The organism is Phocaeicola sp. GP0067 (assembly GCF_031119655.1).
In the GTDB taxonomy this organism is placed as follows: Bacteria; Bacteroidota; Bacteroidia; order Bacteroidales; family Bacteroidaceae; genus Phocaeicola; species Phocaeicola vulgatus.
On the sequence record NZ_JAVHZY010000005.1, the window covers coordinates 84388 to 106653 of the forward strand.

Here is a 22266-nt window from a genome sequence, read left to right on the forward strand (position 1 = left end):
TCCCTATAGAGCCTATTTCCGGTAATAATCAGCCATCATACTTCATCATATACTCTGTAGGAGAAAGTCCGAATTTCTTCTTAAAGCAGGAACTGAAATATTTAGGGTCGTTGAAACCTACGGCATACGCCAAATCGGCTATACGGATTTTCTTTTTCTCGTCTATCAGCCGACAAGCCGCTTGCAAACGGACATTGCTGATAAATGCAGAGGGAGTAAGTCCGGTCAACAGTTTCAATTTATCTGCTAGTGTAGTCCGGGCCATACCCATCTCCGCCATAAACTGTGCATGTTCAAAATCACAATCACTCAAATGGGCATTCACACAATCCACCGCTTTCCGAATGAAAGCTTCGTCCATCGAGGTGTAATTTAATTCTTTGGCTTCAAAGACCAACTGCTTACGAAAATCCACCCCCATACGTTTGCGCCGTTTCAACAAGTTATCTATCTTGGCAAACAAGACAGAGAGGCGGAGCGGTTTACAGATATAACCATCGGCCCCAGACTCATACCCTTCCACATGGTCTTCATCACTAGTCTTGGCCGTTAACAAAATCAATGGAATATGGCAGGTCTCAAATTGAGTCTTCACCCGGCGGCACAATTCCATACCGTCCATTTCGGGCATCATAACATCGGAAACAATTAAATCCACTTCCTGTTTGGCAAGGATCTCCAAAGCTTCCGTTCCATTAGCGGCCTTCAGAATATGGTATTTGCCATGCAACAGACGAACCATCAAAGCCAATAATTCCTCATTATCCTCCACTAACAAAATAGTCGATGCTGCCGGTTTCTCTTCCAACATATCAATCTCCGAGACATTCTCCATTTCATCTGCCGATAAAACAGCATAGTCCACATTTTCAGTATTCTCGTCTACCTCATCTTCAGCAAAAGCCTCACGTCCTATAGGAATTTCAACCACAAAAGTATTCCCTTCCTCCTTATCGCTAAATACCTGTATCGTTCCATGATGCAACAATACCAAATCTTTAGTCAGCGACAAACCGATACCCGTCCCTATGGTATGGAATTTACGATACTCCCCTTCATAGAATCTCTCGAACATATGATCCAATTTCTCTTTTGGAATCAACTCGCCGGGATTGTTCACACTCAATTTAAAAGTCCTCTTTTCCTCATCATGAGCCTGCGACACCACAATAGTTCCTCCTTCAGGAGTATATTTAGCGGCATTGGAAAGCAGATTGTACACCACTTTATCCAATTTATCCACATCAAAATATCCCGAATATTCTTCAGACAAATCAAATTGTATGGACAATTTCTGCTTTTTAACCAAAGGAGCGAAAGCCGACACTGATTTTTTCAAGAACATACTGACATTTCCATGCGAAACTTTTAGCCGCAACTTGCCATTCTCCACTTTCCTGAACTCTAAGATTTGCTGAATCAACCGGATTAACCGCACAGTATTATCAGCTATTACAGAACAAACCGACGAACTTGCCGGTACTTCTTGTTTCAGTTCATCCACCGAAGCCGATATAATAGAAAGCGGAGTCAGCAACTCATGAGTGATATTGGTAAAGAACTGTAATTTAGCATGATTGATTTCCTCCATTTTCTGCCGTTCTATCTTCCCCATCTCTATGGCCTGTTTCATCCGGATACGGTTTCTGACAATCCGATAAGTATACCATGCCAATGAAACGAACAACAAGACATAAAGGCAATAAGCCCACCACGATAACCAAGGCGGCGGAAGAATAGTTATACGCAGACATTTCATATCCGGAGACCAGATTCCATTCTGATTGGCTCCCTTTACACAAAAAGTATAAGTACCTGCCGGAAGATTGTTATAATAGGCAAACCGACGTCCAGCCTCAACGGACAACCATTCCTTGTCATATCCCTCCAACCGATATAAATAACGGTTCAACTCAGGATTGATATAGTTCAATATTGAAAAATCAAGACTGAAATTATTCTCCCGGTATCCTAATACAATTTTATCAATAAAATCAATAGCTCTGTTTGCAGCAATCCCCTCTCTGACGGAAAGAGGATAGGTACGTACCGATACATTATGTACCTTTATATCTGTAATTACTACCGGAGAATAGGCAGTATCCTGAACTATTTTATCAGGATAAAAACTGTTCAATCCACGGAATCCTCCGAAGAAAAGTTTCCCATCCGCCCCCTTGAAGCAAGAATTCCGGTTAAACATATGGTCTTGCAAACCATCATCTACCGTATAGGTATGTATTTTCGGTGCAGCACCGTCCAAAGGTATATCAATGTGATACATTTCCGCATTGGTAGTAAGCCATAAAGTATGCTCATCATCCTCCAGCATGCTGAAAACAACATCTCCATTCCGGAAATAATCATTCAAGACTGAAACAAAACGATCATTCTTCCGGTCATACAAATCGAGTCCGTTACCATTCGACCCCACCCATACTCTGTTGTATCCATCCACACAAACACTCATCGCCCCGACAGTGGATAATGTACCATCCGAAGGCGTATAAAACTTAACCTTATATGTTTCTCCGGATGTATCTATCCGCCATACCCCTTCATTACTAGTCGCTATCCAGATAAAGCCATCTTGATCTTCCGCCATTTTGAAAATAGAAATTTGGGGCAATGCCTGATTTGTCAAAGTCACCAGTTCATTCAAAGAATGAAGTCTTGATTCCGTATCCAAGATAAACACTCCCGAACGTGTCCCCAACCACAGATTCCCTTTCGAATCTTCCAACAAAGAATAAATACAAATATCACTCAGCTCCGGATTGGTAACGGTATTTATCACGTGTGCTTTCCCGGCTTTGACATTATAGAACCACACTCCGTCATCCCAAGTGGCAAAACACAATTCATTTGTCCTTTTACGATAAATAATATCATTGACCGTCGATGTATATCCCATATTCTTCAATACAGGATGAGAGCGGTAAGGAACAATGGTATGCTGTTTCATATCATAAAATACCAGACCGAATCCCATGATTCCCATCCACAGATTCCCATTATCCTCCTGATAGACACTGCGGACAGAGCTGGTAGGGCAATGCTCACGCAAAGCCTCCAAAGAATCATAATTAAACCGGAACTTATTTGTATTTACAGTACAAACACCTCCTCCCAACATACCCAGCCACATCAGCCCGTCTTTACTGCACAACAGAGAGTTCACCTCATTAAAAGGTAAATCTCCTTGAAGGTTGCCCGGAACAATATTGGTAAAATTCCCGTCTCCCGATTCATCTTCCAAAATACTGACCCCACTGCGTGAACCGATCCAGAGCTTCCCGGAATTTTTATCCTGAGCAATGGCGTAGATAATATTATCCAACAGAGAATGAGAATTTCCCTTGATGTTCCGGAATGTTTTAAATGAGAAATGTTCCGAATCATACGGATTAATGAGTTTCACCAGTCCATACCGCCAGGTACCGATCCAAATATTCCCGGCTTCATCCTGAAATATGACATGCGCCGAATTACCAGGGTTAATCCCGTCGTAAGTATAATACAATTCCTCTTGAGGACTATAACGCAGCAGCCCCTGTTCCCAAGTACCAATCCATATTTGACCTTTCCGGTCTTCGACAACAGACTTTATATCCATGTTTTTTTCACAATCGAAAGTACGGCTGCCGGCTTTTCTGCGAAACAATCCCTTGTTGCTTCCCACCCATAAATCTCCGTTACTTGCATAAAGGATACTTTCTACATTGCTTACCTGTAACAAAGGACTGATTATTTTCTCTATCTCATCCGTTTCTTTATGCAACACGTATAATCCATTGTGCGTACCTATCCACAAATTATTCTCCTTGTCTTCGGCCACCATATTCACAAAACTATCAATGGAACGTCCATGATTCACTCCATCGGGTTTATATACAACAATAGAATAACCATCGTAACGCAAGAGACCATTGTAGGTCGAAATCCATATATACCCCTGGCTATCCTGAAATAACTTCCTGACTTCATTGGTAGGGAAGTTCACCGAAGTGGAAATGGATTTAAAATGATAAGTATTCACCTTATTATCAGCCCAAAGCAAAACAGGAAAAACAAAAAGATATATTACTCCAAGAATATATTCGCAGTTACGGTGTGCCAAGTGCATAGATTCAACTTTAAGATTTGATGCAATATTCGCAAAAAAAAGCATTTTAAGCAAATATTCCATAAGATTTGTTCTAAATTTCCCCCATTTGCATACATAAGAAACTAAAATTATACCTCCAGAAACACTTAGAACAAAAAGGTTAGAGGCTGTTAAGATAAAAAATTGTATATTTGCCGATAAGTGTGACCTAATTTTAAAACAGAGAAACATGCATTACAACGACCAAGGCGCTGATTTTAAATACCTAATTGTCAATGAGCGTGACAAGCGTTTCGGCTTGTCGGTGACTACCGTCGGATTCCAGGCTATCAGGGCCGGAAGCGTTTATCCACCACGCAACCACCCGGACGCCTATTATTTCACAGCCCAGAAAGGACGTGTGCTGCATGAATATCAGTTGGTATATATCACTAAAGGACGAGGAACTTTCGCCAGCGACACAACCCCGTCTGTCGACATATCCAAAGGGCAGATACTTTTCCTGTTTCCCGGACAGTGGCATACCTATGCGCCGCTGCAAAAGACAGGATGGAACGAATATTACATCGGTTTTGAAGGCCCGATTATAGACAATCTGGTAAAAAACAGCTTTATCTCAAAAGAAAGCCAGATTCTGGATATCGGTATCAATGAAGAACTGGCCAGTCTTTTTGCCCGTGCACTGGAAGTAGCGGAAGCAGACAAGACCGCAGCGCAACAATATTTGTCCGGCATCGTTTTACACATTATGGGAGCCGTACTTGCTATCTCGCAGAACAAACGCTATGAGGTGGACAATGCGGCACAAAAAATAGAAAGTGCCAAAATCATCATGCACGAAAATGTGTACAAGGATATAGACCCGGAAGAACTGGCCATGAAATTGGGAATCAGTTATTCCTGGTTCCGCAAAGTATTCAAAGAATACACCGGTTATGCGCCCGCCAAGTATTTCCAAGAGCTGAAACTGCGCAAAGCGAAGCAGCTGTTGATTGAAAGTTCCATGTCAGTGAAAGAGATATGTTATGAATTGAATTATACCTCTACTGAACACTTTTTCTCGGTATTTAAAAAGCGTACCAATTTCACCCCTACCGAATATCGTAACTTCGGACGGGGCGGAAAAGAAAAAGAGAATGAAAACGAATAAAGAAAAAATGAGAAAAATAACCATCAATCTGGCTGCTGTGGCAGCCTTTTGCATTGTAGTTGCATCACCGGCCTTAGTAAGCAGCAGTTGCGCTACTCCAAAAACGGAGCAGGAAGATACCACTATCATACGGGAAGATTCAGGTATTACGGCATTGAAATACAGTAGTCCCGAAGTTCCCGCCAGTATTGAGTTCTGTGGCAAAACCATTGATTTGAGCCGCTTTGACCGCCACGAGCGTATGGACCGTGAACTATTGGCATTCACCTATATGCACAGTACTTCCTTGCAAATGCTGAAAAAAGCCAACCGCTATTTCCCCATTGTAGAACCCATACTGAAAGAAAACGGAATACCTGATGATTTTAAGTACCTGATGGTAATAGAAAGTAATATGAATCCCACCGCCCGTTCTTCTGCCGGAGCTGCCGGACTATGGCAATTCATGCAAGGTACGGGACGGGATTACGGATTGGAGGTAAACAACAATGTGGACGAGCGTTACCATATTGAGAAAGCGACCCGTGCCGCCTGCCGCTATCTGAAAGACGCGTATGCAAAATATAAGGACTGGGTGGCTGTCGCCGCCTCTTACAATGCCGGTCAGGCACGCATTGCCAGCCAACTGGCCAAACAGGATGTGGACGACTCGTTGGATTTGCAACTGGTAGAAGAGACTGCCCGGTATGTGTACCGCATTCTTGCCGCCAAACAATTATTCAATGCCCCCACTACTTTCGGTTTCCGCCTGCGTGCATCGGATTTGTATCCGCCTATTCCTTATACGGAAATCACTGTGACGAAAGGAATTGCAGACTTGGCACGTTTCGCACGCAGCAAAGGAATCAATCTGGCCATATTAAAGAATATGAATCCCTGGTTACGGGAAACATCCTTGTCCAACCACAGCGGGCGGACTTACGTGATAAAAATCCCTACCAAAGAAGGAATGATTTATGATCCGAAAAAGACGGTGGCGCATGATAAGCGATGGGTGATAGAATAACTTTCTATCATACAGCATTCCATAATCAATTTACCAGTTTTCCTCCACAGTATTTACAATAAGCAGCCCCGTCCTCATGTCCGTCCTTACCACAATGCGGACATTTCAGGGCCACCCTGCGTCTATGTTCCTGGATCATAGACGCAGAAACAATTCCTGTGGGGACTGCAATGATGGTATAGCCCAGTAACATTACAATGGCCGAAAGGAAGCGCCCTAGCGGAGTTTCCGGAGTGATATCCCCATAACCTACCGTCGTCATCGTCACTATCGCCCAATAAATACTATTCGGAATATTATTGAAAGAAGTGCCCGGCCGCTGTCCCTCAATCATATACATCAATGTACCGATCGAAGTCACCAATATCAGTACAAACAAGAAAAAAACAATAATCTTCCGACTGCTGAACACCAAGGAACGCAACAAGAAATTACCTTCATTCAGATAATTGAAAAGTTTAAAGATACGGAACACACGAATCAACCGGAAAGTGCGGATCACCAGCAGATAACGTGCCGTGCCGAAAAGCCAGCCTATATATAGAGGTAAGGTAGCCAGCAAATCCACTATACCGAAAAAACTCAGAGCATACTTCCGCGGTTGGGGAGAACAATAAAGCCTCAACACATACTCTAACGTAAAAAAGAAAGTAAAAACATACTCCGACACCCGCAGATAAGGCCCGATAACGGTATCCCAACTCTTGATACTCTCGGCAATAACCACCAGAATACTCAAGACAATGAACCCTATCAACGCCACATCGAATAACTTTCCCATCGGTGTGTCGCTTTCAAAAATAATCACATATATTTTATGCTTTAATTTCTCATCATGCAGTAAATTCTGCCATTTATTCCAAATACGCCTCAGAAATGCCATAATTTTTTAGGATAGAACACAAATCATTCACAATTATAACAAATATTGCCCGATTTATGTCCCATCGGTAACTATTATTTTCACTATATTTGCACAAAACCAATAAAATAATAGCATGAAGAAACAACTTATGACAGGTCTGTTCACAGTCCTCGCCCTTACAGCAGGCGCACAGACCTTCCAAGAATGGCGCAACCCGGAAATAAATGCGGTAAACCGTGCGCCGATGCACACGAACTACTTTGCTTTTGAGAATGCAGATGCAGCTAAGAAAGCAGACAAAAAACAATCAACTAACTACATGACTTTGAACGGAACCTGGAAGTTCAACTGGGTAAAGGATGCAGACTCCCGTCCGACTGATTTCTGGAAAACCGGCTTCAACGACAAAGGCTGGGATGACCTGCAAGTTCCCGCCGTATGGGAGCTGAACGGATACGGTGATCCTATTTATGTGAACGTAGGCTATGCCTGGCGTAACCAGTTCCAGAACAACCCTCCCGAAGTGCCGACAGAGAATAACCATGTAGGTTCTTACCGCCGTGAAATTGTAGTTCCCGCCTCATGGAAGGGAAAAGATATTATCGCCCATTTCGGTTCGGTTACCTCCAATATGTATTTGTGGGTGAACGGACGTTATGTAGGCTACAGCGAGGACAGCAAACTGGAAGCCGAATTTGACCTGACTCCATATTTAAAACCGGGTCAGAAAAACCTGATCGCCTTCCAAGTATTCCGCTGGTGCGACGGTACCTATCTGGAAGATCAGGATTTCTTCCGGTATAGCGGCGTGGGACGTGACTGCTATCTATATGCCCGCAACAAAAAACGCATTCAAGATATCCGTGTAACTCCCGACTTGGACGCAGCTTACCAAAACGGCAGCTTGGCTGTCAATCTGGATTTGAAAGGCAGTGGTAAAGTCGATTTGGAACTGGTAGATGCACAAGGCAAGCAAGTGGCAACCGCTACCGCCAACAAATCCGGTCTGGTGACCATGAACGTAGAGAACCCCAAAAAGTGGAGTGCCGAAACACCTTATTTATATACCTTGCGTGCCAGCATGCAGGGCAGCAATGAAGTGATTCCTGTCAAAGTAGGTTTCCGCAAGATTGAATTGAAAGGTGACCAGATCTTGGTTAACGGTAAGGCAGTCCTGTTCAAGGGAGCCGACCGCCACGAAATGGATCCGGATGGAGGCTATGTAGTATCTCCCGAACGTATGCTACAGGATATCCAGATAATGAAGCAATTCAACCTGAACGCTGTACGTACCTGCCACTACCCGGATGACAACTTATGGTACGATTTATGTGACCAATATGGTATTTACGTCGTGGCCGAAGCCAATATAGAATCTCACGGTATGGGCTACGGCGACAAGACGCTGGCCAAGAACCCCTCTTATAAGAAAGCCCATCTGGAACGTAACCAGCGCAATGTACAACGCGGATTCAACCATCCGAGCATCATCTTCTGGTCATTGGGTAATGAAGCCGGTGACGGCCCCAACTTCGAACAATGCTATAAATGGATTAAAGCAGAAGACCCCAGCCGTGCCTGCCAATATGAACAAGCACGCCAGAAAGAACATACCGATATCTTCTGTCCGATGTACTATGATTATAACGGCATGGAAAAATATGGTCAACGTACCGATGCTACCAAACCATTGATTCAGTGTGAATATGCCCATGCAATGGGTAACTCGCAGGGTGGTTTCAAAGAATATTGGGATTTGATCCGTAAATATCCGAATCTGCAAGGTGGATTTATCTGGGATTTCGTTGACCAGTCCTGCCGCTGGAAAGGAAAAGACGGCGTGATGATCTATGCTTACGGAGGAGATTTCAACCGTTTTGACGCTTCTGACAATAACTTCTGTGACAATGGTTTGATCAGCCCCGACCGTGTTCCTAATCCGCACATGTATGAAGTAGGTCACTTTTACCAGAATATCTGGACTACTCCCGCCGATTTAAGCAAAGGGGAAGTAAATGTGTTCAATGAGAACTTCTTCCGTGATCTGTCCGCCTACTATATGGAATGGCAAGTACTGAAAGATGGAAAAGTAATCCGCACCGGACGCGTGGATGATTTAAAAGTCGCTCCTCAGGAAACAGCCAAGATTACGTTGAATATCGGCAAGACCTGCACCTGCAAGGAATGGTTGCTGAACGTTTCCTACAAACTGAAAAACCGCGAAGGTTTGCTGCCCGCAGGTTTCACCGTCGCCAAGAATCAGTTGACACTGAATGATTACAAAGCACCGTCTATGGATTTGAAGAACGTGGAAACGACCAATGTAGCCACCGTTGTTCCGCAAATCATCGACAACCAATATCATTATCTGATCGTAAAAGGCAATAACTTCGTAGCCGAGTTCAACAAACAGAACGGTTACTTAAGCAAATATGCAGTGGACGGAACGGAAATGCTGAAAGAAGGCGCAGCCCTGACCCCTAACTTCTGGCGTGCCCCGACAGACAATGATATGGGAGCCGGCCTGCAAAACAGATATGCCGCATGGAAAAACCCGGGATTGAAACTGGTTTCCTTGAATTCCAAGACAGAAAATGACCAGATAGTAGTGAATGCGGAATATGACATGAAGAATGTTTCCGCCAAATTATATCTGACTTATGTCATCAACAACGAAGGAGCCATCAAAGTGACCCAAAAGATGACAGCCGACAAGAATGCCAAAGTATCTCCGATGTTCCGCTTCGGTATGCAAATGCAGATGCCTAAATGTTTTGAAACCGTAGAATATTATGGTCGTGGTCCGGTAGAAAACTACAGTGACCGCAACCACAGCACCGACTTGGGTATTTATCGCCAGAGTGTGGATGAACAATTCTACTCCTATATCCGTCCGCAGGAAACAGGAACCAAGACCGATATCCGTTGGTGGAAGCAACTGAATGCCGGCGGTAACGGACTGAAGGTAGTAGGTGATGCTCCATTCTCTGCATCCGCTTTGCATTATACCATCTGTTCACTGGATGATGGCGAACAAAAAGACCAGCGTCACTCGCCCGAAGTACAGAAAGCAGACCTGACCAACCTGATCATCGACAAGGCTCAGATGGGATTAGGTTGTGTAAACAGCTGGGGAGCTCTGCCGTTGCCTCAATATATGTTGCCCTACGGTGATTATGAATTTACTTTCATCCTGACTCCGGTAAAACATAGCGTCGAGATAGAATAAAACACAGGTTAAACAATAAAAACAAGGTGGCTGGATTTGTTTTCAGCCACCTTGTTTTTATTCCCTCTGTTCTTCATAGCTACTGCCATCTACAATTTTCATAAAACAAGTATCACACAAGTATCTGCCCCAACCATCTCTTCAAAACACATTTTCCACCTTTTTTCCTTCAAATTCTTCATACGCGGGCAAGACTTTGAACCTCAAGTCATTACAATGAACCATTCTTATTCCAATCCTTCATAAATTCTTCATAAAGTTATATCCGTTCCCTTCGCATGAACCAACCACGGGAATCCATTCCGACAACTCATCGAATCTTTTTCCTTATTTTACCGTACCCGATTACAAACCTCGGTTGTATTACTCATAAAGAACAATTAAACACTAGTAAAATGAGACCAGACGGCTATTTGAAAACAGCGTGGATCATGACCGTATTATTCAGCATCATCCTTCCGCTTCATTCACAAACACCCCGGCAATTCTCTATAGAATTAAAGGACAAACCACTTCCCGCCGCCCTTAAACTAATCGAAAAGGAAGGCGGAAAGAATATTATCTTCTCCTATAACGAAACAGAAAGCTACCGGGTTACAGCCTCCATCCGGCAAAAAACCGAACTTGAAGCCATCGGCACTGTCCTGAACGGCATTCCTTTCATTTGTAAAGAACGGGAAGAATACTTCGCCATACAGAAAAAGGGAAGAGACATACGCATTACCGAAATACGAGGACAAGTAACCAATGAAAAGAATGAACCGCTGCCCTACTCCAATGTACTCTTATTGACTCCCGGCGACTCCACCTTTGTAAACGGATGTGTCACCCGTGAAGACGGAAGTTTCCTGATGATAGCGGAAGAAGGGATACCTTACTTGATACGGGTTTCTTATATAGGCTATAAGACGGAAGTGCAACCTTGCCACCCTACTCTTACGTTTCACCTGTTTCCCGACACCCAACTGATGCAGGAAGTAACCATCAGCGCCCGACGCCCCATGATAGAAGTGGGTCCCAACGGACTAAAAGCCAACGTGGCAGGAACTTCCCTGGCCCGAATGGGGTCTGCCGCAGAAATGTTGCCCCATCTTCCTTTCGTCACCGGCCATAACGGCGAATACAATGTAATGGGATGCGGTTCTCCTGTAATCTATATAAATAATAAGAAAGTACGTGACATGACAGAACTGGACCGTATCCGGGCCAACGAAATCTTATCCGCAGAAGTCATCACCACTCCCGGAGCCGAATATGCCTCGGACGTAGCAGCCGTCATCCGCCTCCGCACCATCCGCCGGCGCGGACAAGGGTTGAGCGGCCACTTCAATACGACTTATTCACAAGGACATTCCGCCAACGCCAACGAATATATGGCATTAAATTATCGCACCGGCGGTCTGGATCTCTTTGTAAAGGGATATATGGCACAGCAAAACTCGTATGGAAAAACCACAAATATGAACCGCATCAAGGGTTCCGCCATTTGGCAAACCAACAAAAATGATGTGCAGACCCATAAGAGCCAACGTTTTTCCGGTGAGCTGGGATTCAATTATGAACCGGATGAACACCATTCTTTCGGTCTGCGCTATATGCCCGAAACCGGAATAGGGAATGCAGACAGAAATTCATCCGGTAAAACCGTCACCAGACGTAACGATGAAGAAACCGACCGGATAAACTTTACTACAGCAGAACAAATACATACAGGTTGGGATCACGCGGCAAACGCCTACTACGCAGGAGAACTGGGCAAATGGAATATTGACTTCAACGCCGATTACCTGTTCAAACGCTCGCATTCCGACCAGAACGCCATGAATAATGACGATGCAACCGTGCAAGCAGACAGTCGCATGCGCAGCTCCCTCTATGCCGCCAAGCTGGTAGTCAGTGCCCCTTTATGGAACGGACGTTTTTCATTCGGTACGGAAGAAACTTTTACCAACCGCCATGATATCTTTACCCAAAACGGTTTCTCTGCTGATGCCGACGACCACATCAAACAATCCGTATATGCCGCATTTGCTGACTATTCAAGATCCATCCGCCATTGGAAACTGAATATGGGAATACGTTATGAACATCAACAAACAGATTATTATGAAAAAGGGATAAGGATAGATGCACAAAGCCCTACCTATAATGATATTATTCCTGTATTGGCCGCCAGTTGGTCACACAATGGCAAAAGTTTCAGCCTCTCTTACCGGTTACGTAAAAATAACCCCGATTATAGCCTATTGACCAATTCCATCCGCTATCGCAGCAAATATGAGTATTCTCAAGGAAACCCTTTGCTGAAAACCCAAAAGACGCATCGCTTTTCGGCCGGCGCCTCTTGGAATTGGCTCTATTTCTCAGCCTATTTCAGCCGTATTCTCAATATGTATACCAATATAATTATGCCCTACAAGGAAGATACACATCCGGGCGTCCTCTTATTTGCCACACAGACCATTCCTACAACCCATAATTACGGCATTAGTTTCAACGCCTCTCCCAAACTGGGGTGTTGGGAACCACAACTCAATGTGAATATGGCTTTTTTGGACATGAATGCGAATAAAATAGGAATCACCGAACACCGGAACCAACCCCGTTTCTATATCAGTCTGGACAACAACTTCAACCTTCCCAAAGGCTGGTTCTTCAATATGGAAGGATATCTCTCCACCGCTTCCCGGCAAGGATTTTTTGTAACGCGCACGGAAGGACAAATCAATGCACGCCTTTCCAAATCCTTTTTAAAAGAGACACTCACCATAACATTCACCGCCAATGATATTCTTAGAACAGGGTATTTCCATTTTGATTTATACGGCATAGATGCCTATATGGAAAATCGGATTTACCGGGATTTCCAACGCTTCGGCCTCCAAGTATCCTATAAATTCAATGCCACCAAGAGCAAATATAAAGGAACCGGAGCCGGACAAAGCGAAAAGAATCGTCTGTAACCCCAGCGGAGAAAAGGAAATTTCCGTACCTTTGTTCACGGAAGACAAGGAAACATGCAGATTTTATTCAGGAGAAGAAACCATAAAGAAGAGCACTTCGAACGACTGTTCGCAGAAATGTACCCACGCCTCGTCCGCTTTGCTACCACCCTGATGAGCAATACGGAAGAAGCCAAGGACATAGTAAGCGAAACCATGGAACAAGCCTGGAAGGAGTTCGACCAACTAAAGGAAAACACCCGTAGCGCCTGGCTCTATGCCACCGTGCGTAACGGATGCCTCAACCGCTTGAAGCATTTGAATGTGGAACAGCAACACATAGACCGCCTCATCGAAGCCACCCGTGCGGAAATGAATCAGGGTTACCGCGCACACGAGGCACTGTTGCAGCAAGCGGAAAACATAGCCCGCAGTTTGCCCGAACCGACTTGCACCATCTTGCGAAGCTGCTATTGGGAGAAAAAAACATATCAACAGGTAGCCGACGAATTGGGAATCAGCCCCGACACCGTGAAAAAACATATATCAAAAGCATTGCGGACTCTGCGCGAAGCGATACTGAAAAAGGAGGATAAACAATGAAAAAGGAGTTTTCAACAAATGACCACATCCATCCGGACAACGGAAAGAATCCCCATAACCAAGACTCCCCCCAAAACGGAACTTGGAATGACCATCAATTGGAACAACTCTTTGGTGAAGCATTGGGGGATATTCCCACCGCAGACGAAACCCGGAAAGCCTGGCAGACATTCATCCGTCGTCACCGTATCAGACACCAATCTATCCGACGAATAACGATACCAGGTATAGCCGCCGCTGTCATCGCCTTGGTACTTGTATTCCAGCCTTTACTACAACCTGAGCCGCAGGAAGTGGAAGTCTTCACTTCACTGGAAGTTCCTGAGGAAATTACTTTTCGGGAAGAAGGGAAAAGGATAATTGTAAGCACCCCGCCCGCTACCATTACCTCCGTTCAATTAAGCGACGGAAGCAAGGTATTGCTCAGCGCAAACAGCCGTCTGGAGTATCTAAAGGAGTTTACAGATACCATTCGCAGTGTCAAACTAAGCGGAGAGGCCCGTTTTGAAGTAGCCAAAGACGCTTCCCGCCCCTTTATAGTATGCACCGAGCAACTACAAACACGAGTACTGGGAACGGTGTTCGATGTGAAAGCCTATCCCCGTTACTCGCCGGATGTCATCCTCTATCAAGGACGAGTGAATGTAAGTCATACCAAGCGCAATCAAAGTAAGGAAATGCACCCGGGGGAACAAATATCCTTGGATAAACAAGGAAAACTCCAATTGAAAAGAGTTGATACGGAGAAGAGAAAAGGATGGGCGGAGAATGAATTTTCTTTTGACAATACCGACTTGAGGCAAGTCATGCAAGATATAGGTTCATGGTATAACATCAGCATCGTATTCCGTTCACGTCCGTTACTGGACGAACGCATCTATTTCCATATCAACCGCCAACTCCCGGTGAATACCGTACTGGACGCCTTGAATGATTTGAAAATCGCACAGTTCACCATGAAAGAAGGAAAAATAATAGTGGAAACACCACAAGACAAGAAACGATAACATCAATGGGAGTTCAATAAACAAGCCTGTATTTTCACCTGGAGATTAACATATCAGCGTTCTTTTCATCTTCAGGTGAGAACCATTCAGTTTATCCCCCCTGTGCTAAAGAGCTGACAGCACTATCTCTCTTTCCAGTTCCCTCGTGTGAAATCGGGAATCTCCACCGGTACACTGCCCTGTCGCACGGAACGCTCGCTCAGTTCCGTAATGCAAGACCATTCGGCAGCGTCATACACATCCTGATCCAACGGCAAACCGTTCCTCAAACAATGAATAAGCCGGTAGTCCATGATATAATTCATCTCATTCGGCATATTCTTCCGCCGCGCCTCCTCGCCGATAACTGCCGTAAAAGGATGTTTATACTGCTCCATCATCCGCTCAAACTGCTCACCGGACAAAGGTTCCTTGCCATATTCATCGAGCAGAAGACAGGGAACAGGATATTTCTGCATGAATCCCTTCGTGCCGCACACCGTCTGATGGCGGCTGTACGGGCGAGGAGTGGTCACATCATATTGCAACAAGATAGTTCTTCCTTTTGCGGTATGAATCAGCGTGGTATTCACATCCCCCATCTCATAACTCTGCGCCGCTTCTTCGGAGGATGCACCAAACACCTGTCCGGCATAAGCAGACAGACCGGCCTGACGCGAGGACATGGAAACCAGATACTCCATACGGTCTCCCCGATGAATATTCATCCATTGGCAGACAGGACCCAAGCCGTGAGTAGGATAAGGATTCCCCGTATGCTGCTGGCTGTAAAGCTTTATCCAGTGATTGTGATACCCACCCGCTTTTTCGTCTGCAAAATAATGCTTGCGCAAGTCATGGATGTATGATCCCTCGGCATGAGTAATTTCGCCCAACACCCCCTGCTGCACCATGTTCAATGTAGTCAGGGCAAATGCATCGTAACAACAGTTCTCCAGCATCATGCAGTGACGGCGGGTTTCTTCGGCTGTATCCACCAAACGCCAGCAATCGGCCACACTCATGGCGGCAGGAACCTCCAACGCCACGTGACGGCCCTGCTGCAAGGCATAAACGGCAATATCAGTATGAGTCAGCCAGTCCGTACAAATATAAATGAGGTCTATCTCCTTGCATTCGCACATCTTGCGCCACATCCCTTCTTCCGAATAGTTCTCGGCTTCGGGACGGCCGAACTCCCGTAAGATATGCTCTGCACGCTCTATATTCTCTTTCCGCAAATCACAAAGCGCTTTCACCTCAATGCCTTCCAGGTGCATATATCTCTCAAGTGCAAGAATGCCCCTGTTTCCTAATCCGACAAAACCGATCCGAACTACGGGGATGGCAGGGCAGGTTAAATTAAGTACGTTGGGTCGTTTCATGGACTGCTTTATTTTTCCGGCAAAGATAAAGAGAAAAATCGAGAGGCAGAGGACTGCCTGTGAATAATTTGCCGGTATACCGGTCTGATGTCTTTCCGTATCGGAACCTAACCTCTTTCAACAGCAAACATAAGCCTTTTTCTCCATACAACTAAGGTCTTTATTCCTATTATCTTCTATAGTCTTCCGATGCAGACCGTACAGTCCACTGTAGCAGACCGTACAGTCCATTACGGCAGACTCTACAGTCCATTGCAATGGACTGTAGAAGGTTTCAGTATAAAAGCCCTTAATCATCCGGAAGAAAACGCTTAGCCAAAGAGAAGACAGCACTTAAAAGCCGCTTTATAACCAGACAGTTCCCTTTCCCGGAAAAAGACAAAGAGGATGTGTCCGGGTCGAAGTGACAGCCACAGGACACATCCTCTGTTTTCGAATGAGAACAGCACAAACGGTGCTTAAATAATAGAAGTACGTTTGGTAAATTCTATAATTTCGGGAATATAACCGAATGCCAGACCGGTCACCGTGTCGGCACAACCATAATAAACGGCCACCCGTCCCGTTGCCGGATCATGCAAAGCCGCACAAGGGAAGCATACATTGGGCACATCACCCATGCATTCGTAAGGTTCACGCGGAGAGATAAGATAAGGTCCCGAACGGAATTTCACCTTCCACGGCTCGTCCAAGTCAAGCAATGCCGATCCAAAGGCATAGACATAACCGTTGCAGGAACGAAGCACACCGTGATAGAACAGCAACCAGCCCTCACTGGTTTCGATGGGAATGGGGCCGGCGCCAATCTTCAGGCACTGCCATGCACTTACTTCAAAAGGCGCGGGTGACATGACGTGACGATGGTGTCCCCAAAACTCCAAGTCGGGCGACTCGCTATAATAAATATCTCCGAAAGGAGTATGCCCGTTGTCACTGGGACGGCTCAACATGGCAAACTTACCATTGATCTTGCGGGGAAACAGCACGCCATTACGGTTGAAAGGCAGGAAAGCATTCTCCACCTGATGGAATGTCTTGAAATCCGTAGTCCATGCCACGCCGATGGTGGGCTGGCCCTTATATCCGTTACACCAGGTCACATAGTAACGGTCGTCGATAAAGCAGACACGCGGGTCATAACCGTACACCCATTCACCAATCTCAGGAATATCACACTGGAACTGCAACTTCTCCGGATTGATGTCCCAATGAACGGCGTCCTTGCTGAATCCCACATGGAGCGCCATCCGGCGGTTTGTATCATCACAACGGAACACTCCGGCATACCCTTCGCCGAAAGGTACTACCGCACTATTGAATATACTATTGGATGTAGGCAGCAAATCACGGGGAATGATGGGATTCGCGCTACATCTCCACATTACATTTTTACAACCTTCGGGACGTTCCTCCCACGGCATACCGGGCAACGGATTGCCCGCAATCTTCAATTCACTCATATTCTCTTTTTTGTTAGGTTAATAGTTTTTCTCTATTTCTTGTCTTCGTGCGTGAAGGGTACAAACCAAGTCATCAGGAATGCCGGAATGGCAGCCACCAGCACAAAGATGAAAAACAGTTTATAGCCCAGCCAGTCGCTGACATATCCGGACATCATACCGGGCAACATGACACCCAGGTTCATGATACCCGATGCAAAAGCATAATGCGCCATCTGATGAGGGCCGGCAGCCACCTGTTGCATCATGAACAAGGTAAGTCCCACAAAGCCGAAGCCATATCCGAAATACTCCAGCACAATGGCTCCGCCGATAAGAGGCGCACTCTGCGGTTGGAAAATGGCAAGCAGCGTGTAAGCCATAAAAGGCAGATTGAATACACAACACAAGGAGAACAAAGTCTTTTTCAATCCACGTGCGGAAATATAATATCCGCCCAGCAATGAACCGAGTACGAAAGCTGCCGCTCCGAAGGTTCCGTAATAAATGCCAATCTCCTGTTCTGTCAATCCCAAACCGCCCACATCACGACCGGCTTTCAGGAACAAAGGTACAATTTTCATCACAAACCCTTCGGCAAAACGATATAAAATAATAAAGCAGATGTAATAAACGATATGCTTTTTAGTAAAGAAGTTCCGGATGACATTCCATAACTCGGCCATACTCTGCGAAAAAGAGGTGACCGAATGGGCATGCTTGCCCGAAGGCAGCATACGGGTATGATAAAGTCCCAAAGCGAACATCACTCCTCCGAGGACAATCATAATGACCGTCCAGGAATAGAGTACCGCATCTTCGGCAGGACCTTCGTATTCATCTTTCAAGAAACCGGCCAGATAGACCAGCAAACCTGTACCGATAATCTTGGCTACGTTATAAAAAGCACCTTGCCAACCTATATACTTAGCCTGTTCCTGTGCATTCAACTCGTCCATATATACCCCGTCACAGGCCACATCGTGCGTTGCCCCGCTAAAGGCGACAATGGCGAACAAGGCGATAGTGATTGCAAAAAAGGACGGAAGATGAAGCGACAAGGCAATCAACCCGAAAGTGACTCCCGATACCATCTGGGTGAGGACGACAAAGAATTTCTTGGTACGGTACATCTCCAGCAACGGACTCCAAAGGGGTTTCAGTGTCCAGGGAAGCATGATAAGGGAGGTCCAGAAGGCTATTTTCGCATCACTGACTCCCAGACCTTTGTACATCAGTACAGCTACCATATTGAGGACAACAAAAGGGAGCCCCATACCAAAATAAGCGGTGGGAACCCAAAAAATAGGACTACGGCGTCTGGCCGGAGTTGGGGTTTCGGTTGTTTTCATTTATATCTAAGTATTAAGGTTGTTGAATTCGGCTATAACCGAAGATAACTTCATCCCCTTTCAGAAGGAGATGAAGTTACCTTTCGGAATCTATAAACGCAATAGGACGAAGCATTTAGTGAATCAGTCAGTTATAGGAATGAAGCTCACCGCCTGCCCGCCGCCTTTTGCCATGCCTACAGACAAGGTGTCGGCTGCTGTCACCTCTTTGTCCTTAATCTGATACGAAGTAGGATTCGTTTTCCAGTCGGCATCTTCTCCATCAGCATAAATCACGGCATGGTATTTTTTATCTTTCTCCAGGAAATCCAATGGAATGGTGAGTGTACGCGACTCTTCATTCGTGGTGGCTCCCAGGAAATATTTATCTTTCGCTTTCCGCACCACAGCTACAAACTCTCCCGGTTCGCCCTGCAAGGCTTCGGACCAGTCACAGTCCGCATCAAAATCCCGGAAGAACTGGAAGGCAGGATGCCCTTCATAGTTCTCAATCATATCCGAGGCCATCTGCAACGGAGAATAAATGACAACCCAATTGGCTATCTGCTTTGCCAAGGTGGTATTCACACGGCTGTTTCCTTTATCCAAGTCATTCCACTTCTTGCGGCGTGGGGAATTGCGTGTCTTTTCATAAAGAATATCAAAAGTACCCGGTGTATAATCCATCGGACCGCCCAGCAAGCGGGTAAACGGCAATAACTCGTGATGTTCGGGGGGATTACCTTCACTCCATCCGTTCCACTCCATGCCGCGGGCGCCTTCGCGCGTCATCATATTGGGGTAAGTACGACGAATTCCTGTATCTTTGATAGGTTCGTGGGCATTAACGGTTGTATGATAACCGGCGGCAGTCTGCACCACCTTGCGGTAATGGCGTACATTGAACTGTCCATGATGGCTGTGACCGCCCGGCAGTCCTCCGGCATAACCGGTCTTCACGCTGTGCACTCCCAGGTCTGCATACCATTTGTAAGCATTGTCCAGCTGGCGTTCGTAATTAAAGATATTGCCACCCGTTTCGTGGTGACCGATTATTTCAATCCCTTTCTCCTTGGCATAACGTGCCACCTCTGCCATATCGAAATCGACATAAGGCTTGGTATAGTCAAAAGTCTGCATACCGCCCCAACTTTCCCAGCCTTCATTCCAGCCCTCGAACATCACCGCTTCTATGTTATTGGCAGCAGCAAAATCTATATATCGTTTGGCATTAGCGGTGGTAGCGCCGTGGCGTTCATCCATCGTCCACGTTTCAACCCCCAGATGCATTCCCCACCAGATACCTACGTATTTCATAGGACGTATCCAGCTCAAATCACCCTCCAGCGCACAAGGTTCATTCAGATTCAGTATCAGGCCGGAGTTTATCAGACCTACCGCTTTGGGAGCTATCTGGATACTGCGCCACGGAGTAACGAAAGTTCCTCCGGCAAAACGGGCTTTTACCCCATCGGGCCAGGAGGCCAGTTCCGATTTGAAGTGACAACCTTCGGTATGCTTCAAAGTCATTTCGGGGAAATCGGTCAAAGCCGCTTCGTGAATACTGGCATATACCCCGTTATCTGTTTTGAAAGTCATCGGGGTATTGGCATTATCCACCTTGCTGACGGGCAGGGTACGATACAGCAACTCGTAGGTTTCAAAACTGGCGGGAATAGACCATGACTTGCCATCCTGCGCCAGATTGAATGAAGTGAGCTCGTCCATCACGAACACACTGTCCACTTGGGGTACTTGATATTCATAACGAAAGCCCAGACCGTCGTCGAACACGCGGAAACGGAGGGTCAGCCGTGTATTCGCCGGATCTTTCAGGCGCACAGCCATCTCGTTATAATGGTTCCGGATAGATTTATTCTCCCCCCAAGGCTGGGTCCAGGTTTCATCCTTTGTGGTAAACTCAGTATTTTCTATCTGAAAATCTTTGGAGAGATTGAGCCCGTCACGGCCTTCAAAGCCCATAACAGAAGGAGTGATGAACGGTTTTCCTCCTACAGAAACTCCATAGGTCATCGCTCCTGCCTCATTCAGGTTGAATACTAATTTTATATTGCCATCCGGCGATGTTAATTCCGTGGGACGGGAACATCCGCAAAACACAACTAACAAAAATAATACATAGTAACTGTATGTCTTCATACTATTAAATTGGATTAATGATACAAATATAGAACAATTAAGTAAGGTATCACACTTATCGAAGGAGGAAAATTATTTTAAATGGGAGAAGATTACATATAATGAGAAGTATCAACAGAATAAAATAACAAACGCCGATAAAGCCCTTTTAAAGACTCTACCGGCGTAAGTTCACCTATTTAAAAAATCAGAATTCCAAGTCAGCCAACTGAGGATTATGGTCGGAAAGTAAAGCTTCCGGTACTTCAGCCGGTATTTCACAACTCTTCACCAGAACTTGCGGAGTGACAAAGATGAAATCAATCTTTTCACAATCCTCGGCCAGGATACGGGCAAAATCATGAAAAGTATAATCAACGCCGGTCACACGGGCAGCCGTCTTATAAGCATCCTTCATCACAAACTCGTTGGTGGTGATTGTTTCGTATGCATCGCTCGCATCGGTCACATTAAAGTCGCCCGTAACCACTGCGGGACGTTCGCCTACGATCTCTTTTATCTTACGGATAATGAGCAATGCGCTTTGACGGCGGGCCTCTTCACCCACATGGTCAAAATGAGTATTGACAGCCATGAATATCTTTCCGGTAGCCTTGTCCTTAAATTTTGCCCAAGTGGCGATACGGACACAAACCGCATCCCATCCCATCATTCCTACGCTATCGGGATTTTCGGCCAACCAGAAAGTATTGGAGTCCAACACCTCATATTTGTCCTTACGATAGAAAAGCGGCGCATATTCACCTGCTGTCTTCCCGTCATCACGTCCCACACCGATACCATCGTATTCGGGCAAGCCTGCGCGAAGATCCTGAAACTGGTTATGCAAGACTTCCTGCATACCGACAATATCCAGCTCATGGTCCTTAATAAACTGGCACACACGGTCTTTCCGATATTGCCAATTGTTCAAACTGTCCTGCGGATTGTCGTAACGGATATTGAAAGTAGCCCAACGAACGTCGGTCTTCTTCTCTTCCGCACAGCCGCCCAATAACAGGACGGCTGCCAATAAAAATAGAATTTGCTTCATTTTGTTTCTTTTTATGTTCCCTAGGATAC

General features: G+C 45.6%; 13 protein-coding genes. 6 read left to right on the forward strand and 7 right to left on the reverse strand.

The window, feature by feature from the left end; translation table 11 throughout:
* Positions 1-28 precede the first annotated feature (28 nt).
* Positions 29-4189, reverse strand: a complete 4161-nt coding sequence (locus RE317_RS05820) for a two-component regulator propeller domain-containing protein (protein WP_008667576.1) — start codon at positions 4187-4189, stop codon at positions 29-31.
* A 148-nt stretch (positions 4190-4337) separates the two neighbouring features.
* Here RE317_RS05820 and RE317_RS05825 point away from each other — a divergent pair, with 148 nt between their 5' ends.
* Positions 4338-5258, forward strand: a complete 921-nt coding sequence (locus tag RE317_RS05825; RefSeq protein ID WP_005841013.1) for an AraC family transcriptional regulator — start codon at positions 4338-4340, stop codon at positions 5256-5258.
* Positions 5259-5265: 7 nt separating this feature from the next.
* Entirely contained in the window at positions 5266-6264 is a 999-nt protein-coding gene (locus RE317_RS05830) for a lytic transglycosylase domain-containing protein (RefSeq protein WP_008667579.1), read from the forward strand.
* A gap of 25 nt (positions 6265-6289) precedes the next feature.
* Here the strand turns inward: RE317_RS05830 and RE317_RS05835 are convergent, their stop codons facing one another.
* Positions 6290-7147 (reverse strand): ion transporter, encoded by an 858-nt coding sequence (locus RE317_RS05835; protein WP_005850728.1) that lies wholly within the window; start codon positions 7145-7147, stop codon positions 6290-6292.
* Positions 7148-7262: 115 nt separating this feature from the next.
* Here RE317_RS05835 and RE317_RS05840 point away from each other — a divergent pair, with 115 nt between their 5' ends.
* The 4 genes from RE317_RS05840 (at position 7263) to RE317_RS05855 (ending at position 14910) form a co-directional block, all read left to right on the forward strand.
* Positions 7263-10358, forward strand: a complete 3096-nt coding sequence (locus RE317_RS05840; protein ID WP_008667581.1) for a glycoside hydrolase family 2 TIM barrel-domain containing protein — start codon at positions 7263-7265, stop codon at positions 10356-10358.
* Between the two features lie 395 nt (positions 10359-10753).
* Complete coding sequence (locus RE317_RS05845) at positions 10754-13321, forward strand: outer membrane beta-barrel family protein (protein WP_008667582.1); 2568 nt, start codon at positions 10754-10756, stop codon at positions 13319-13321.
* A gap of 54 nt (positions 13322-13375) precedes the next feature.
* Positions 13376-13903 carry an RNA polymerase sigma-70 factor gene (locus RE317_RS05850; protein ID WP_005840998.1) on the forward strand — a complete coding sequence of 176 codons (528 nt, stop codon included), beginning with the start codon at positions 13376-13378 and terminating at the stop codon, positions 13901-13903.
* A complete protein-coding gene (locus tag RE317_RS05855) occupies positions 13900-14910 on the forward strand; it encodes a FecR family protein (protein WP_057098466.1) in 1011 nt (336 codons plus the stop codon). Before RE317_RS05850 ends, RE317_RS05855 begins: the two co-directional genes overlap by 4 nt.
* Before the next feature lie 122 nt (positions 14911-15032).
* On the opposite strand, the gene RE317_RS05860 is transcribed toward RE317_RS05855, so the two are convergent.
* The 5 genes from RE317_RS05860 to RE317_RS05880 form a co-directional block, all read right to left on the reverse strand.
* On the reverse strand, positions 15033-16274 hold the full coding sequence (locus tag RE317_RS05860; RefSeq protein ID WP_032938127.1) for a Gfo/Idh/MocA family protein: 1242 nt from the start codon (positions 16272-16274) through the stop codon (positions 15033-15035).
* A gap of 458 nt (positions 16275-16732) precedes the next feature.
* Positions 16733-17734 (reverse strand): glycoside hydrolase family 130 protein, encoded by a 1002-nt coding sequence (locus RE317_RS05865; protein ID WP_005840987.1) that lies wholly within the window; start codon positions 17732-17734, stop codon positions 16733-16735.
* A 32-nt stretch (positions 17735-17766) separates the two neighbouring features.
* Positions 17767-19065, reverse strand: coding sequence for an MFS transporter (locus tag RE317_RS05870; RefSeq protein ID WP_005840985.1), 1299 nt, complete (start codon positions 19063-19065; stop codon positions 17767-17769).
* 123 nt (positions 19066-19188) lie between these two features.
* Complete coding sequence (locus tag RE317_RS05875; protein ID WP_005840984.1) at positions 19189-21204, reverse strand: glycoside hydrolase family 97 protein; 2016 nt, start codon at positions 21202-21204, stop codon at positions 19189-19191.
* A 187-nt stretch (positions 21205-21391) separates the two neighbouring features.
* A complete protein-coding gene (locus tag RE317_RS05880; RefSeq protein ID WP_032946117.1) occupies positions 21392-22237 on the reverse strand; it encodes an endonuclease/exonuclease/phosphatase family protein in 846 nt (281 codons plus the stop codon).
* Positions 22238-22266: the final 29 nt, after the last annotated feature.